Source organism: Dactylosporangium sp. NPDC006015, from assembly GCF_040614215.1.
GTDB lineage: Bacteria > Actinomycetota > Actinomycetes > Mycobacteriales > Micromonosporaceae > Dactylosporangium > Dactylosporangium maewongense.
Genome location: NZ_JBEXUD010000061.1, coordinates 45,744 through 61,829, shown reverse-complemented (window position 1 = coordinate 61,829; position 16,086 = coordinate 45,744). Strand labels below are relative to the sequence as shown.

Here is a 16,086-nt window from a genome sequence, read left to right as displayed (position 1 = left end):
GTCACGCCGCCGGTGCCGAGCCGGCGCCGGGCCCGGGCACCGCGGCGCGGAGCACCGTGACCTCGCCGGTGGTGCCGTCGAGGCGGACCTCGTCGCCGGTGCGCAGCCGGACCGTGGCGAAGCCGGTGCCGACGACGGCCGGCAGCCCGTACTCGCGGCAGACGATCGCGGCGTGGCTCATCATCCCGCCGATGTCGGTGATCACACCGGCCACTGTGGACAGTGCGGGTCCCCACGACGGCGCGGTGATCGGGCAGACGAGGATCTCGCCGGGACGCACGTCGCCGAGCTCGCGCTCGTCGCGCAGCAGCCGCACGGTGCCCTGCGCGACGCCGGGCGACCCGCCGATCCCGCTGACGGCCGCGGCGTCGTCGCCGCCGGTGCCGCCGAGCCACGCCTCGACCCGTTCGGTGGTGATGCCGTAGTTCATGATGGCGAACGGGTCGGTGACCTCGTCCGGCGGCAGCCCGTAGGCCGGCTGCGGCGGCGCGGCCCGCAGCGCGGCGACGATGCCGCGACGGCGCCCGACCTCCGCCGCCCACCGCCCGGCGCCGCGCGGCGGCACCCCGATCGCCCACGACTGCACGACGTCGTGCAGGACGGCCTCGAGCTCGAAGCGGTTGAGGAAGAACAGGTCGTCGCGTTCGCGGGCGAAGCCGGCGGCGACGAGGAAGTCGCCGAGCTCCCACAGCTTGCGCCACAGCACCGCGTGCGCCCAGTGCTCGACGTGGATGTTATGTTCCTCGATGTACGGGAAGACCCGGCGGGCCAGGGCGAGCAGCTCGTCGAACTGGGCCGCCTCGTCGGGGGTGAGCAGCGCCCGGTGCTCCGCGACGATCGCGTCGCGCTCGGCCCGCAGCCTCGCCACCGGCCGGCGGATGTCCTGCCCGGCGCGCAGCCGCTCGGCGTAGCCCGCGATGCCGGCCAGGGGGATCGCCGGGTTGCCGATCCAGGTGTCCTGGTCGTGGCCGAAGCCGTACTCGGCGAAGTAGTGGAACCAGGGGTCCTTCGCCGCGTCGTAGGCGGCCAGCCAGCGGCGCCCGGCCTCGGTGCCGCCGAGCGCGTCGAACACCTTCTGCGGCGCGTCGGCGACGAGCGCGTCGTCGACGCCGAGCTGCACGGCGAGCGCGGCGAGGTCGCGCAGCTCGTCGTCGGGGCGGAAGGCCAGCACGTCGATCCCGGCGACCATCCGGGCGATCCGCTGCTCGCCGATCTCCGGGAACGCCTGCTTGCAGAACTGGAAGAACGCGATGTAGCCGCCGTACCCGAGGTTGAGGAACTCGAAGTGGTGCTGCCACACCAGGAACAGGTCGTCGATCAGCCGCCGGTACGCGGCGACGACGTCCCAGCCGGTGGAGCGGCCCCGCCCCTCGGTGACGACCTCCATCGGCTCCAGCTCCGGCAGCGGCGGGAAGGACACCTGCCGCATGTCGTCGACGACGGCGCCGACCTTCGCCTTCCACCGGTCGTACAGCTCGTCCCAGTGCTGGTAGTAGTAGCCGGCGCGGGCCTGGAAGTGTTCGGCGCGGCGGGCGATCTCGTCGGGGTCGGTGACCGGGACGGGGGCGATGTACACGTAGCCGTGCTGCACCCGCAGGTCCAGGCCGAGCGACGACGGCAGGGCGAAGATGCGGGTGCTGTTCTGCCCCGCGCCGAGGTACGCGGCCTCGGCCACGACGCTGCCCAGCGGGTAGCAGCCGCGGGACCAGTGCATCGTGTCGGCGAACCACAGCCGGCCGTCCTCGGCCTGGCGGGTCTCGGCGTCGGGCACCAGGTAGTACGGGTACATCGCCGCCCAGCCCTCACCGCCGGGCGGTGGCGCGATCTCGTGGAAGGACGGGAACCGTCGCTCGGCCATGACTGACCTCCGTTCGCTGTCGCGGGTCAGTCCAGACCCTGCCAATGGGTGCCGGACGCCAGCTCCTCGTCGATCTTCTGCACGAGGTTCTGGTCGATCCGGCGGATGTCCTGCACGGTGTGCCGCACGCCGGTGCGCTCCATCTCGGCGCGCTGGAAGTTGTGCGGCAGGCTGGCCGGCACCCCGGCGAACCCGGCGCCGAGCGCCTTGCACACCTCGGCGACCCGGTTGATGTCGTCGATGAACAGCGCCTGGTGGTACTGCAGGCCGAAGACGTCCCGGACGATCTCCTTGACGCCGGGGCGGACGTCGTTGACGTCGACGTAGGGGATCTCGGCGTCGAAGTAGCGCGCGAGGTGCCCGAGGTGGGTGTCGAACGTGTACTCGCGGTGCCGCCCGCCGTAGCAGGTCAGCCGGGCGCCGGTGGCGTGCAGCGCGGCCAGCATCTCCTCGGCGCCGGGCGACACCTCGACCGGGTGGTCCTTGAGGTACTCCTCGCGCTCGCGGAAGAACGCGGCGATGGTGTCCTTCGCCGACCACGGCAGCCGGCACGCCAGGGCCATGTTCTGCCCGGCGGCAAGCTGCGGCGAGCCCCACACGCCGCGTTCGACCTCGGCGGTGTACGTGCCGCCGTGCTTGGTGACGAACCGTTCGATGACGGGGCTGTACGTGTCGTTGAGCAGGACCCCGTCGCTGTCGATCGCGATCAGCCGGATCGTGCGCAGTGCGGTCATCGTCCCTCCAGAAGGTGTCGGTCAGGCGTTGCGGTCAGGCCGTGTCTCAGGCCGTGTTTCAGGCCGTGTTTCAGGCCGTGTCTCAGGCCGTGTCTCAGGCCGTGTCTCAGGCCCTGGTCAGCACCAGCGCCGCGTTGTGGCCGCCGAAGCCCATCGACGTGCTGACCGCGACGTCGAGCGCGGCGGCGCGCGGCGCGCCGTGGACGACGTCGAGGTCGAGCTCGGGGGCGAGGCGGGTCAGGTTCGCGGTCGGCGGCACGCTGCGGCCGGCGAGGGCCAGGGCCGTGTACGCGGCCTCGATCGCGCCGGCCGCGGCGAGCGGGTGGCCGGTGACCCCCTTCGTGGACGTCACCAGCGGGCGGTCGCCGAGGACCCGGCGCAGCGTCCGGCCCTCCACCAGGTCACCGATCGGGGTGGACGGGCCGTGCGCGTTGACGTGGTCGACGTCGCCCCCGCCGACACCGGCGTCGCGCAGCGCGGCCCGCAGCGCCCGTTCGATGCCCTCGCCGCCGGGCTCGGGCGCGGTCGGGTGGTGGGCGTCGGTGCTGGCGCCGTACCCGCGGACGACGGCGTGGATCGGGGCGGTGCGGGCACGGGCGTCCTCCTCCCGCTCCAGGACCAGCACGGCGGCGCCCTCGGCGGGCACGAACCCGTCCCGGTCGGCGTCGAACGGCCGCGACGCCCGGGCCGGGTCCGCGGACCGCCCGGACAGCGCGCCCATCCGGCCGAGCCCGGCGACGGCGAGCGGGGTCAGCGCCGCCTCGGTGCCGCCGGCGAGCACGACGTCGCAGTCGCCGCTGCGCAGCAGCTCGCGGGCCGCGCCGATGGCGGTCGCCCCGGACGCGCACGCGGTCGCGGTCACCCAGCTCGGGCCCTTCGCGCCGACGTCGATCGCGACCTGCCCGGCGACCATGTTCACCATGTACATCGGCACCGTCAGCGGCGAGACCTGCCGCGGCCCGCCGTCGAGCAGGGCGGCCTGCGCGGCGAGCAGCGCGGGGATGCCGCCGAGGGAGTTGCCGATCACCACGCCGACGCGGGCACCGTCCCAGGTGCGCGGGTCGCGGCCGGCCCCGGCGAGGGCCTGCCGGGCGGCGACGATCGCGAACTGCACGAAGCGCTCCAGCTGCCGTGCGGTGAACCCGCCGAGCAGCGCGCCGGGGTCGAATCCCGGGACCCGGCAGCTGAAGTCGACCGGGCCGCCGGCGAGGCCGGGATCCGGCGCGGCGCAGGAGACGCCGGACCAGACCCGCTCGCGGTTGGCGGCGACGCCGATCCCGGCCGGCGTCACCAGGCCGAGGCCGGTGATCGCCGCGCCGAAGCCGGGCCGGGTCGCGGGCGGCATCAGGCCACCGCTCCCCTGGCGGCGAGCACCCCGGCGGCGTCGGTGACGGTCATCGTGTCGTGCAGCGCCCCGTCGTCGAGCGGCACCCGGAACTGGTTGCCCAGCACCAGGATCAGCTCGACGAGCACGAGCGAGTCGAAGTTCAGGTCGGCGAAGGTCGCGTCGGGGCGCAGCGCACCCGCGTCGACCTTGAAGTCCTCCACCAGGATCTCGGCGATCCGTGCCTCGATGGCCTGCATCATCGTCCTCTCGGCTGGTCGGTCCCGCCGCCGGACCGGCGGCGCACGGCGGCTGGCGGCTCGGTCAGGTCCGGCCCCTCCACCGGGGCGGTCTCGGGGATGGCGGGGGGCGGGGGTGTGGGCAGGTCGGGCCAGACGGTCGCGGCGGAGCCCCAGGTGAGGCCGCCGCCGAACGCCGCCAGGACCACCCGGTGCCCGGGCCGCAGGTGCCCACCGGCCATGCCGTCCGCGAGCGCGAGGGGCACCGACGCGGCGACCGTGTTGCCGACGGTGGCGATGTTGCTGACGAACCGCTCGGCCGGCACCCGCAGCTCGCGGGCGACGGCGGCGAGGATGCGGGCGTTGGCCTGGTGCAGCACCCAGCGGTCGACGTCGCCGGGCGCCCAGCCCGCGTCGGCGGCGCTGTCCCGGGCGGTGGCCGCCATCCGCGTGACGGCCTGGCTGAACACGGCCCGGCCCTGCATGCGGAAGTACAGGTCGCTCTCCTTGACCGGCTGCCCGGTGGCCCGCTGGCGGGACCCACCGCCGGGGATCTCGATCAGCCGGTGCCGTGCGCCGTCGCTGCCGAGCCGGACGCCCGCCAGCGCGCCGGGTTCGCCCGCGGCGCCGGCGCGCAGCACGACCGCGCCCGCGCCGTCGCCGAAGACCGCCCGGGTGGTGAGGTCGTCGGGGTCGAGCACCGTGGTGAAGGCGTCGGCCCCGATCACCAGGGCGCTGCGCGCGGTGCCGGCGGCGAGGAGTCCGGCCGCGGCGCCCAGCGCGTACAGGAAGCCGGTGCACACCGCCCCGACATCGAACGCGGCCACCGGCCCGAGCCCGAGCCGCACCGCGACCTGCGGGGCGACCGCCGGGCTGAGCTGGTCGGGCGTGCCGGTCGCCACGACGACCGCGTCGACCCCGCCGAGGCCGGCGCTGGCGAGCGCCCGCCGGCCGGCGGCGACGGCGAGGTCGCCGGTCGCCTCGCCGGGGCTCACCACGTGCCGCCGCTCGATGCCGGTGCGGGCCCGGATCCACTCGGCGTCCGCCTCCCACCACGCGACGAGCTCCTCGTTGGGCACGACCACCGCCGGCAGGCACGCCCCGATCCCGGCCACCACCGCGGCCGGCGCGCCGGGCGTCATCGTGGGCTCCGGTGCGCGGCGGCGACCGTGATCCGTGCGGTGGCCACGTCGGCGCCGGACTGGGTGCAGCGCACGTCGACGGTCCAGCCGGCCGGGCCCGCGCCGACCGGCTCGGCGGTCAGCGTGAGGGGCAGGTCGAGCTCGGCGTACCGGGCGAAGGTGGCGTCGAGTGCGACGAGGCTCGTGCGGTCGGGCCCGGCGCCGCCCCACGCGTGGGTGGCGAGGACGGCGAGCTGGCGGGCCGCCTCGGTGAGCACCATCGCCGGCACGTGGTCCTGGGCGTGGTCGAACAGGCTCGGGTTCTCCACCGGCACCCGCAGCCGCGCGGTGACCGGCCCGCCCGCCGCGCCGACGTCCAGCAGCACCGCGTCGGTGGCCCGCAGCCGGCCGACCCGCCGCGGGTCCACTGGCACACCCGGGGTCGGCGGCAGCCCGTCGGAGCTCGGCGGCGGGTCGCCGCCGGGGCGGGTGCGGCGGCGCACGGAGGCGTAGGCGGCGGCGGTCACGTAGCGCACGTCCATCCGGACCTGCCCGACCCACGCGTGCCGCGCCCACAGCCCGAAGTCGTAGCTCAGGCCGCTGAGCCGCCCTCCGATGCGGGTCTCGCCGCCGGTACCGGCGGTCAGCTCCAGCTCGGTCGGGTCGTCGCCGGGCGCCGTGACGGGGAACCGCGCGGACCACTCCCGCAGCACGAACCGGTCGCCGGCGGGGACGCCGAACAGCACGTGCGCGGCGTACGTCTCCGCCTGCCGGGCGCACTCCAGCAGCAGCATCGGGTCCAGGTCGCGGCTCGGGCCGGTGTGCCCGCCGTAGTGCGGGTGCGCCGGCGGGAGCAGCGCCGCGGCGACGAACCCGCCGTCGCCGGTGGGCACCAGGTCGGCGAGGAACGTCTCGCCGGCGTGCCGGCGGTGCAGCAACGTGCGGTCCACCGTCGTGGCGTACCGGAGCGGCGTCGACATCGAAGCTCCTCTCCTCAGACCAGGACCGGGTCGCCGACCACGGCCGCGAGCACAGCGGCGGCCGGGCTCACCGGATCGCGGGCGAACAGGGTGGTGAGGCACCGGTGCGGGTCGGCGTACGGCGCCGGGCCGGCCAGCCGCCGGGCCGCGGCGGCGACCTCGCCCGCGACCGGTGGCGGGCCGCCGAGCTCGTCGAGCAGCCGGCCGGCCCGCCGCACCCAGCGGTGCAGGTGCCGCCGCGAGAACGAGTCCGGCGTGGTCCGGCTCAGCCCGGCCACGAGGTAGCAGCGCAGCCCGAGCGCGACCGCGGCGGCGCCGTGCTCGGCCCGCAGCGGCCCGGCGTAGTCGTCGAGGGTGTACCCGCGCCAGTCGCCGTGCCGGGCCGCCCGGGCGATCCCGCCGATCGGGACGCGCGGGAACTCCAGGCGGGTCACCCGCGCCCCGAGCACGCCCAGCACGTGGGCGATGATGCGGTAGTCGGTGCGCAGCTCCACGTCGTGCAGCAGGACCACGTGGTCGTGGCCGGGCAGCCGCGGCACCAGCTCGCCGAGCGTCGACATCAGGTAGTTGGCGTGCCCGTCGGCGGTGACGGCGGTGCGCAGCGGCAGGCCGGCGGCGGTCGCGTCGAGGAACACCGGCGCGCCGAACGGCCGGCCGTCGACGCAGACGTGATGCCGCGTCAGCAGGCGCACGAGGTCGCCGACCGGCAGCACGGGCGGCCGGAGGTCGGCCAGGCCGGCGTCGGTCATGCCGAGGTCGCGGTAGTGCCGCCGCCAGATCTCCAGCACCCGCAGGCTCGCCGGGTGCGCCCAGCCGCCGGCGGCGCGGCGCACGTACGGCGCGATGGCCGCGGCCGGCGCCCGGGGCGAGCGCTGGAACTGCACGTACAGCTCACCGATCCCGGCCTCGCCGAGCGCGTCGAACGCGACGTCCGGGTACCGGCGGTCCAGGTACTCCCAGAAACCGGCGACCTGCCGGCTGCCGGCGTGCGCGAGGGGGTGGTAGAGCAGCGTGACGTCCGTGAACGCCGACGTCGCCCGGTGCAGCACGTCCGCGGAGAGCAGCAGCTTCAGGTGCGACGGGGTGAGCGGCTTCGTCGGGCTGGCGGTCACCGGCGCCACCAGCACCCGCCCGGTCACCGGACATCCCCGCGGTCGGCGAGCGCGGCCCGCAGGCGGGCGATCGTCGCCTCGGCCTCCGGCACCGTGCAGTATCCGGGGCTGGCGATGAAGCCGCGGCCGCTGGGCACGTCACCGACCCGCGGCACCAGCCACGTGTGGAAGTGCTCGGCGCCCTCCATGCAGGAGAACACGTGGACCCGCGGCGCGCCGGTCGCCTCCTTCAGCGGCCCGACGAACCGGCGGATGAGCGGGCCGATCGCGGCCGCCTCCGCGTCGTCCATCTCCGCGAAGTCCAGGAAGTGCCGGTAGGACTCGATGAGCAGCGTGCCGGCGGGCCAGTAGGCGGTGGGGCCGTGCCCGACGCGGAACATGCCGTCGGCGACGAGGTAGCCGCCCGGCGGCGCGGTCGTGCCGCCGTACGCCGGGAGGGTGCCGCCCTTGTACTTGACGCAGATGAGGCACTCGTGCGGGATCGGCGCGTGGTGGCTCAGCAGCCGGCTGAACGGGTCGCGGAACTGGGCGAGCGGCTCCAGCTGCGCGTGCCGCATGTACCAGTCGTCCAGGGCCGCGGCGGCGCCGGCCGGGTCCGCGACCCGCTGCGCCTGCACCGCCTCCCAGCGCCCGCGGGCCTGCTCGGCGTCGACGCCCTCCAGCCGGGCGACGTCCTCCCACGAGCCGCCGCCGGCGCGGACGTGGTGGACGATGGCGTCGCGCAGCAGCGGCAGCTCACCGGAGAGCAGCGCCCACAGCCGTTGCGGGACGTCGGGGTCCGGCGCGGCGACGGCGACGCGGAACTCCTCGGCGAGGTCCCGCAGCCGCGTGGAGAGCGCGAGCCGGGCCAGGTCGGCGTCGGTGAAGTTGGTGACGTCCACGGTGGTGCCTCCGCTCGTCATGAGGTCTCACTCAGCCAGGTGTACGGCCGCAGCGCCCCGCCCGGGCCGGGCAGCACGCGCGCGTACGCGGCGGCACCGAGGCCGGCCGGGTCCAGGTCGGGCCGGTGCAGCAGCCGCAGTGGCTCGTCCGGGTCGAGCCGGTCCAGCAGCACCGCCTCGGCGACCGTGTGGTGCAGGTGCACCAGGTAGTCCACAAGGGACAGACCGGCGGTGGCGATCCACAGTGGACGGCCGTTGGTCCCGTCGGGCAGTTTCGGCAGCCGGCCGGTGACGGGCCTGAGCAGCCGGACCGGCCCCGGCCGGTGCTCGCCGGTGAAGGGCCCGAGCCAGGCGGCGCCGCCGACGCTGCGGCGCACGTCGCCGGGGCGCAGGTTCACCGGGTCGCCGAACAGGAACACCGCCCGCGTCCAGGAGCGCCGCCACCGGTCCGCCTCCGCCGTGCCGAGCCCGCCGGCGAAGCGGGCCGCGCCGTCGGCCAGGCCGGGCGGGTCGAGCTCGCGCAGCACCACCAGCACCGTCGTGTCGGCGGGCTCCGCCGTCGCGCCGCCGGTGACCCAGTTGACCCGTGCGGCCAGCAGGTCCGCCAGTAATTCCGGCTGCGGGTCCGGTAGCGCGACCCCGCGCGGGGCGCCGGTCAGCATCGCGGCGCCCCGATCGCGGCGGCCACCTTGGCGAGGACGGCGTCGGGGCCGGCGGTCGCGTCGAGCACGGTGACCGGCAGGTCGCGGATCTCGGCCAGCATGGCGGTGCGCAGGTCGCGCTGCATGCGGACGAACCCGTCGCGGGTGGCGGCCGGGCCGTAGTGCTCGAACGCCGTGGCCCGCGCGCCCTCCCCGGACCGCTGCCAGGTGACCTCGGGCGGGACGTCGAGGTAGACCACGCCGGCCGGCTGCGGCATGGCCCGCCACGCGGCGAACGTCGGCTCGTGCGTGACGCCCAGCAGCGTGCACGCGGCGAGCACCTTGTAGTAGTACGAGTCCATCACGACCGGGCCCGCCGTCCCGGCGCGGCGCAGCAGCTCGTCGCGCTGGTGCAGGATCACGGCGTGCAGCACCGTCAGGACCAGCTCGGCGGAGTACCGGGTGCCGGCGTGGCGCAGCGCCTCGTCGACCCAGCAGCCGCGCAGCGTCCGTACCAGGGGATGCGCGTCGAGGAAGGCGTCGTCGTGCGACACGACCTGCCAGCCGACCTCGTCGCGCACCCGGGCGAGGGCCGAGGACTTGCCGGCGAAGTCGGGGCCGAGCAGCACCCAGAAGTCCGTCATCAGAGGTGCCCTTTCGTGAGCCAGCCGACAAGCAGGAAACTGGTGTACATCGCCGGCACGTAGGCCAGCGTCGGCAGCAGCGGCCAGCGGGTCGCGCCGGCGGCGAACCGGGCCGCGGCGAGCCCCGGCAGCAGCAGCGGGGCGAGGATCAGCCAGCCCCACCCGTCGCCATGCCACGGCCGCAGCGCCACGAGCACGATGACGGTCGCGGCGAGGGCGGCCCCGAACGCGGCGAGGGACGTGCCGTCGGGGCCGAGAACGGTGACGTAGCTGCGTTCGCCGCCGCTGGGCGCCCGGGTCGCCTTGCGCCCCAGCTCCATGCACAGCGCCGCGACGGTCACCGCCAGGATCACGACCGGCCCGGACCCGTCGGCCCGCACGCCTTCGGCGCGCAGGAAGCCCACGTACACGTACAGGCTGAGCATCGAAAGGATCGGCAGGTTCACCGCGAGCTGCAGGACGAGCTGCCCGCGCCGCGGCCACCCGGCCCGCCGTTCGAGCGTCACGACGAGCGTCGTGTAGGCCATCTGCCCGGCGAGGACCGCCAGCGCGGCGCCCCGGCCGGCGTTCAGCGCGAGCAGGGCCACGCTGCCGGCGGCGACGAGCAGCACCAGGTCCCGCTCCGCGACGAGGCCGCTGGGCAGCGGGCGACCCGGGTTGACCCGGCGGTCGTAGTCGGCGTCGCGGATGTCGTCCAGCGCCCGGATCAGCAGCATCGTGACGACCAGCGTCACGCTGGTGACGGCCAGCTCCCGGTCGGGCCGCCACACGCTCACCGGCGCGCTCAGGCAGGCGAACAGGGCGGTCAGGCCGAGCGCCCACGACAGCGTGTACGGCAGCTGCACCGACGGGCGGTAGGCGGCCGCGACGTAGCGGCCCCACCGGCCGATCACGGCGTGCCGTCCAGGATCCGCACGACGCCGGCGGCGCCGTCGACCTCCAGCAGCGCCCCGTCGGGGATGCGGGTGGTGGCACCGGCGACGGCCACGACGGTCGGGATGCCCAGCAGCCGCCCGGTGACGGCCGTGTGCGACAGCAGGGTGCCACGCTCGACGACGAGCGCCTTCGCCGACATCATCAGGAACAGCCAGCCCGGGTCGGTCTCGCGGGCGACGAGGATGCGGTCGCCGGTCTGCTCCGCGGTGACCGACGGGTCGAGCACGACCATGGCCCGGCCGCAGACGGTGCCGGCGCTGGACGCCAGGCCGGTCAGCACGTTGCTGTCGTCCACATCGGACGCCGGCGGCGCGACGTCGGTGAGGGCGAGCGTCAACGGCCGGTCCGCGACGGTCTCCAGCCGGGCCGGCAGCTGCCGGTCCTCGGCCGTCCACCGCACCCGCTCCGCCGCCCGGACCGCCGCGAGCCCGCGCAGGTCGGCGCCGGCCACGGTGCCGTCGAACGCGCCGAGGACCTCCTCGACGGTCAGGTCGAGCACGTCGCGGGGCCGGTCGAGGCGGCCCGCGGCGACCAGGTGCTCGCCCTGGCGCAGCAGCAGCGCCCGCAGGTCGCCGATGAGCTGGCTGCGGCAGAACCTGGTGTCCTCCCGGTTGCGCAGGAACGTGCGCATGGCGTCGAACAGGAACCGCAGCACGGCCCGCTTGACCGGGTTGCGGCAGTGCCGGCGCAGCTCCTGCCACGCCTCGGCGCGCACCCGCTCCCCCGTGGCGACACTGGCGGCGACGGTCCGGCCCTGGCGCAGGTATGCCCGGACGGCCGGCAGCACCGTCCACGGCGCCTGCCGGGGCGTCAGAGACTCGAGCTTGTTGTCCTGGATGGCGCGGTCGCCGTAGCGTTCGACGTGCTCGCGCAGCAGGACCGCGACGGTGTCGCCGTAGGCGCCGCCGCTCAGCCGCGCCCAGAGCCGCTCGGTGTCGTCCCCCGCCGCCAGCAGCGCGTCCCGCAGCGGCGGCACGTCCGCCACGTGCTCGGCGATCGCGACCAGCGAGTGCACGGCGAGCGCGGAGCGGTTGACGGCGCCGCCGCTGAGCATGCCGTTGAGGACGCTGCGGTCCGCGTCCGGCGCCCACCGGCGCAGCGCGCCGTTCGCCGCCCACGTGGACGCGAAGAGCGCCAGCCCGTTGATCAGGGTCAGGCCCCAGCGCTCGCCGACCTCCGTCCACAGTGCCCGGTAGGCGGCCAGCACCTCCGACGGGCTCATCCGGGCCACGTCCAGGTTCGCGTGCCGCTCGTCCCACCAGCCCAGGAACTCCCGGATGCGGCGCGGGTGGCCGGCCAGCCGCCAGCCGATCTCGGCCAGGCTCAGCGCCTTCGTCACCGGGCCCACGCGACGGCGCCCCGGGTCCCGCCCGGCCAGCCCGAGGCCCTGCTCCCACGTCGGGAAGAGCGGGCGGAAGCAGCGCATCATGCGGTGCAGCCGGTACCAGTTGTCGATGGCGTAGTAGATGTGCCCGTCGAGGTACCCGATCATCTGCCCCAGCAGCGGCCGGTGCGCGCGCAGCGTCTCGGCGGGCACGCCCATCCTGCGGTACAGGTCGGTGAACCCGGCCTCGATGAGCGCCCGGCCCATCGAGTAGGTCAGCGCGCAGCTGACGCCGGGGAACGTCTCGGTCGCGTTGTTGTTGTCCCACAGCAGGGTCGGCGCCGCCGCGGCGCTCACCACCGGCCGGGCCTGGACGAGGTGGACCCGCCCGTCGGCGGTGATGGTGCCCTCGATGTCCTGCGGGCCGCCGAAGTGCGCCTCGACCCGCAGCGCCAGCGCGGCCAGGTCGAGCACCTCGGCGTCGCCGAGCACCGGCAGCGCCGCGCGGTCCGGGTCGACGGGGATGTCCACGACGCCGGCCTCCGGGCGCAGCGGGTCGCGCCCGACGGCGCGGGTCTTCGTCTCGACCCGCGCCTCGACCGCGCGGGTGCCGCGGTCGACGAAGAAGTGGTCGACGTCGGCCTTCTCCTGCACGACGCCCTCGCCGATGCCGTACGCGGCGGCGATGACGCACCGGTCGGCGCCGTCGCGCGGGTCGCGGGTGAACGCGACGAACGACCGCTCGCCGAGCACCATGCGCTGCACGCCGACCGCCACCCGGGCGGCGAGCGGGTCCATGCCCTTGTGCAGCCGGTAGAGCACCGCCTCGGGGTTGAACGCCGACGCCCAGCAGTCCGCGACCCGGTCGGCGACGTCGGCGCGGCGCACGTACAGGAAGCTGTCGCTGAGACCGGCGAACGGGTCGGCGGCCGAGTCCTCCCCGACGCCGCCGGCCGCGGGCACCACGCAGGCGCGGACCGCGACCAGCCCGCCGGGGCCGGCGATCGTGTCGAAGCGCTCGTCCAGCAGCCGGCGCAGCGTGTCCGGGACGCCGGCGCGGCGGACGGTCTCGCGCAGCTCCCGCGCCCGGTCGACGGTCGCGCCGCCGGTGCCGGCGGCCTCACCGGCGGCGGCCAGCACCGGCCCGACGACGGCGTCGAACACCGGGGCCGGCACGCACAGCAGCGGCGGGATGGTGAACCCCGCGGCCGCGAGCTCGGCCTGCCGGGCGAACTTGTTGCCGCACAGCGCGGGGTCCGCGAGCGTGGCGGCGTCCTCGGCGAGCCAGTCGAGCTGGGCCAGGTCATGGTTGTCCAAGGCGATCCCCCCGAAGTCGCTGTGTGCTGGTGCCGGCAGATCACGCGTGCGCCGCGGTTCTGCGGCGGGAATCTGCGGATGAACGCGACGTGAACGCGATGAGGAAAGTCAATCACGAGGGGCCGTGCGGCAACTTCTCGTGCAGTGCTCAATCGACCTCCGTGCACTTCCGCCGCCGCGACGGCGCGCCGTAGGTTCGGCGGCATGAAGATTGGCCTGCACATCGCGGACTTCACCTATCCGGCCGGTCCCGCGGGTCTCGCCGACGACCTCACCCGCATCGTCGTCGCCGCCGAGGAGGCCGGCTTCGCCCGGGTCAGCGTCATGGACCACGTGTGGCAGATCCCGGCCGTCGGGCCCGTGCACCACGACATGCTGGAGGCCTACACGACGCTGGGGTTCATCGCCGCGCGAACGTCCACTGTGGAGCTTCTCGCCTGGGTCAGCGCGGTCACGTACCGGCACCCGGGCATGCTCGCGAAGCTCGTCAGCACCCTGGACGTGCTGTCGAAGGGCCGCGCGTGGCTCGGCATCGGCGCCGCCTGGAACGGTGAGGAGGCGGCCGGGCTCGGGCTGCCGTTCCCGCCGCTGGGCGAGCGCTTCGAGCGGCTCGACGAGACCCTGCGGATCTGCCGGCAGATGTGGAGCGGCTCCGAGGCGCCGTTCGAGGGCCGCCACTACACGCTCGCGCGCACGCTGAACGCGCCGCAGCCGCTGCGCCGCCCGCCGATCCTCATCGGCGGCGGCGGTGAGCGCCGCACCCTGCGCCTGGTCGCCCGGCACGCCCAGGCGTGCAACCTGTTCGCCGGCACCGACCTGGCGCACAAGCTCGACGTGCTGCGCGGGCACTGCGCCGCCGAGGGCCGCGACTACGACGACATCGAGAAGACCGTCCTGGTCCAGCTGGACCCAGGCGACCGCGGCGAGCACATCGACGCGCTGCGTGCCCAGCTGGAGGGCTTCGCCGCGCTCGGCTTCGCCGAGGCGCACTGCTGGCTGCCCCGGATGTGGCAGACCGAGCGCCTGGCGCTGCTGGGGCGCGAGCTCGTCCCCGCCGCCGCGGCCCTGCACTGAACGGATGCCCGCCCCGGCCCAACGCTGACTGGCGGGCCGGGGCGGCCCTGCGCCGAAACGGGTGCACTGCCGGGGCGCGGAGGCAGACCGGCCGCTACGCGGCCGCGGACGGTGCCGGGGCAGGCACTGGCACCGGCGCCGGTTCCCGCGGTGTGGCCCGCTCGGCGCGGGTGGAGAGGTGGTGCTCGACGGCGAGGCGGCGCAGGGCGTCGAATGCCGCGTCGAGGGTCACCAGGCGGGCCATCAGCGTCGCCCGGCCCGGCTCGGCCGGCAGCAGCTCGAGCTGCCGGGCGACCAGCCGCTCGGCGGTGTCGGCCAGCACGGCCAGGTCGGCGCCGTCGAGCAGGGCGACGGCGTGGGCGAGCAGTTCACGCTCGGGCCCGTCCGGCTTGACCTGCCAGCCGCAGCGGTCCAGCAGCGCGTCGACCTCGGCGGGCGCGGTCGCGGGCGTCGGCGTCTCGGTCGCCGGCGGCCGGACGCCGCGCGCCCGGCCGAGGACGCCGTAGAGCTCCGCGGTGGGGACCGCCGGGTTGTCGAGGGCCTGCAGCACCTCACCGGCCGCGGCGATGCTGAGCTGGCCCATGCCGGTCAGCACCCGGATCAGCCGGAGCCGGGCCAGGTGCGCGTGGCCGTACACGGCCTGGTTGCGCGCGGTGGGGGTGCCCGGCGGCAGCAGGCGCTCCCGCAGGTAGAACTTGATCGTCGGCACCGGGACACCGCTGCGACGGCTGAGTTCGGAGATGCGCATCGCACTGGGCATGGGCTTCCTCATCCGTAGCGGTGGTCAGCCGGCGAGCCGGTAGCGCGGGGCGGCTGTGGTGCGGCCCAGCACGGTGGTGAGGTCGTCGAGCTGCCGGGCGAGCGGCAGCAGCTCGGGACCGGTCAGGGCCTGGCCCCCGTCGCAGCGGGCCTGCTCGGGGCGCGGGTGCACGTCGATGATGACGCCGTCGGCGCCGGCCGCCACCGCGGCGCGGCTCAGCGGCGCGACCAGGTCGCGGCGGCCGCCGGAGTGCGACGGGTCGACGATGACCGGCAGGTGCGACAGGTGCTGCGCCAGCGGGACCGCGGCGATGTCGAGGGTGTTCCTGGTCGCCGGCTCGAAGGTCCGGATCCCGCGCTCGCACAGCACGATGTCGAGGGTGCCGGCGCGCGCGATGTACTCCGCGGCCATCAGCCACTCCTCGATCGTGTTCATCATGCCGCGCTTGAGCAGCACCGGCCGGCCGGCCGCACCGACCGCCTGCAGCAGCGGGAAGTTCTGCATGCTGCGCGTGCCGATCTGCAGCATGTCGGCGTAGCTGGCGACCAGCTCGACGTCGCGGACGCTCAGCACCTCGGTGACGACCGGAAGCCCGGTGCGGTCGCGGACGTCGGCGAGGATCTTCAGGCCCGCCTCGCCGAGGCCCTGGAAGGCGTACGGCGACGTGCGCGGCTTGAAGGCCCCGCCGCGCAGCATGGTCGCGCCGGCCGACCGGGCGATCTGCGCCGCCTCGGTCGTCTGCGCCGCCGACTCGACGGCGCAGGGGCCGGCGATGAGGGTGAACGTGCCGGGGCCGATCGTCACGCCGCCGACCTCGACGGTGGAGCGTTCCGTGCGGTGTTCGCGGCTGACCAGCTTGTAGGAGGTGGAGACCCGCCGGACCCGGCCGACCCCGCGCATCTCGTCGATGCGGAGCGCGTCGATGAGCGCCAGGTCGCCGGTGACGCCGATGAAGGTCCGCCCGGACCCACCGGCGACGCTGAGGCGGCCCACGCTCGCTTCGCCGCCCGCCGACTCGACGGCCGCGACGACGGCGTCCACGTCGTCGGCGGTCGCGTCCGGGGACATCACGATGACCATCAGCGACATTCCTCTCGTCGGCGCGCACCGCCGGGCACGGCGCCCGGCGGTGCGGGCGGGT

General features: G+C 75.6%; 15 protein-coding genes. 1 reads left to right on the top strand and 14 read right to left on the bottom strand.

Translation table 11 applies throughout. The annotated features are described in order from the left end of the window. Position 1: 1 nt before the first annotated feature. The 12 genes from ABZ321_RS52265 to ABZ321_RS52210 all read right to left on the bottom strand — a co-directional run bounded on the left by ABZ321_RS52265 (position 2) and on the right by ABZ321_RS52210 (position 13,111). The gene (locus tag ABZ321_RS52265; RefSeq protein ID WP_354903875.1) at positions 2-1,858 is read right to left on the bottom strand and encodes a PEP-utilizing enzyme; all 1,857 of its coding nucleotides are present in this window, start codon (positions 1,856-1,858) and stop codon (positions 2-4) included. 26 nt (positions 1,859-1,884) lie between these two features. Then, a complete protein-coding gene (locus ABZ321_RS52260) occupies positions 1,885-2,592 on the bottom strand; it encodes an HAD family hydrolase (RefSeq protein WP_344504459.1) in 708 nt (235 codons plus the stop codon). A 106-nt stretch (positions 2,593-2,698) separates the two neighbouring features. Further along, positions 2,699-3,937 carry a beta-ketoacyl-[acyl-carrier-protein] synthase family protein gene (locus ABZ321_RS52255; protein WP_354903874.1) on the bottom strand — a complete coding sequence of 413 codons (1,239 nt, stop codon included), beginning with the start codon at positions 3,935-3,937 and terminating at the stop codon, positions 2,699-2,701. Next, positions 3,937-4,179: an acyl carrier protein gene (locus ABZ321_RS52250; protein WP_344504457.1), complete on the bottom strand. Its 243-nt coding sequence runs from the start codon at positions 4,177-4,179 to the stop codon at positions 3,937-3,939. The genes ABZ321_RS52255 and ABZ321_RS52250 overlap by 1 nt, the downstream gene beginning before the upstream one ends. Next, positions 4,176-5,297: a beta-ketoacyl-ACP synthase 3 gene (locus ABZ321_RS52245; protein ID WP_354903872.1), complete on the bottom strand. Its 1,122-nt coding sequence runs from the start codon at positions 5,295-5,297 to the stop codon at positions 4,176-4,178. The genes ABZ321_RS52250 and ABZ321_RS52245 overlap by 4 nt, the downstream gene beginning before the upstream one ends. Beyond that, on the bottom strand, positions 5,294-6,256 hold the full coding sequence (locus ABZ321_RS52240; RefSeq protein ID WP_354903870.1) for a ScbA/BarX family gamma-butyrolactone biosynthesis protein: 963 nt from the start codon (positions 6,254-6,256) through the stop codon (positions 5,294-5,296). The genes ABZ321_RS52245 and ABZ321_RS52240 overlap by 4 nt, the downstream gene beginning before the upstream one ends. Before the next feature lie 14 nt (positions 6,257-6,270). Then, positions 6,271-7,395 (bottom strand): hypothetical protein, encoded by a 1,125-nt coding sequence (locus tag ABZ321_RS52235; RefSeq protein WP_344504454.1) that lies wholly within the window; start codon positions 7,393-7,395, stop codon positions 6,271-6,273. Then, complete coding sequence (locus ABZ321_RS52230) at positions 7,392-8,270, bottom strand: hypothetical protein (RefSeq protein ID WP_344504453.1); 879 nt, start codon at positions 8,268-8,270, stop codon at positions 7,392-7,394. The genes ABZ321_RS52235 and ABZ321_RS52230 overlap by 4 nt, the downstream gene beginning before the upstream one ends. Then, positions 8,267-8,911 (bottom strand): DUF6182 family protein, encoded by a 645-nt coding sequence (locus ABZ321_RS52225; RefSeq protein WP_354903869.1) that lies wholly within the window; start codon positions 8,909-8,911, stop codon positions 8,267-8,269. The genes ABZ321_RS52230 and ABZ321_RS52225 overlap by 4 nt, the downstream gene beginning before the upstream one ends. Next, positions 8,905-9,534: a hypothetical protein gene (locus ABZ321_RS52220; RefSeq protein WP_344504451.1), complete on the bottom strand. Its 630-nt coding sequence runs from the start codon at positions 9,532-9,534 to the stop codon at positions 8,905-8,907. The genes ABZ321_RS52225 and ABZ321_RS52220 overlap by 7 nt, the downstream gene beginning before the upstream one ends. Further along, entirely contained in the window at positions 9,534-10,427 is an 894-nt protein-coding gene (locus ABZ321_RS52215) for a hypothetical protein (protein ID WP_354903867.1), read from the bottom strand. Before ABZ321_RS52215 ends, ABZ321_RS52220 begins: the two co-directional genes overlap by 1 nt. Further along, complete coding sequence (locus ABZ321_RS52210) at positions 10,424-13,111, bottom strand: PEP/pyruvate-binding domain-containing protein (protein WP_354903865.1); 2,688 nt, start codon at positions 13,109-13,111, stop codon at positions 10,424-10,426. The genes ABZ321_RS52215 and ABZ321_RS52210 overlap by 4 nt, the downstream gene beginning before the upstream one ends. Positions 13,112-13,315: 204 nt before the next feature. Between ABZ321_RS52210 and ABZ321_RS52205 the strand changes: the two genes are divergently transcribed. Then, positions 13,316-14,185 (top strand): LLM class F420-dependent oxidoreductase, encoded by an 870-nt coding sequence (locus tag ABZ321_RS52205; RefSeq protein WP_344504448.1) that lies wholly within the window; start codon positions 13,316-13,318, stop codon positions 14,183-14,185. Between the two features lie 94 nt (positions 14,186-14,279). Here the strand turns inward: ABZ321_RS52205 and ABZ321_RS52200 are convergent, their stop codons facing one another. After that, positions 14,280-14,933: a MerR family transcriptional regulator gene (locus ABZ321_RS52200; protein ID WP_354903864.1), complete on the bottom strand. Its 654-nt coding sequence runs from the start codon at positions 14,931-14,933 to the stop codon at positions 14,280-14,282. Between the two features lie 36 nt (positions 14,934-14,969). Next, positions 14,970-16,025 carry a 3-deoxy-7-phosphoheptulonate synthase gene (gene aroF / locus ABZ321_RS52195; RefSeq protein ID WP_344508624.1) on the bottom strand — a complete coding sequence of 352 codons (1,056 nt, stop codon included), beginning with the start codon at positions 16,023-16,025 and terminating at the stop codon, positions 14,970-14,972. Positions 16,026-16,086: the final 61 nt, after the last annotated feature.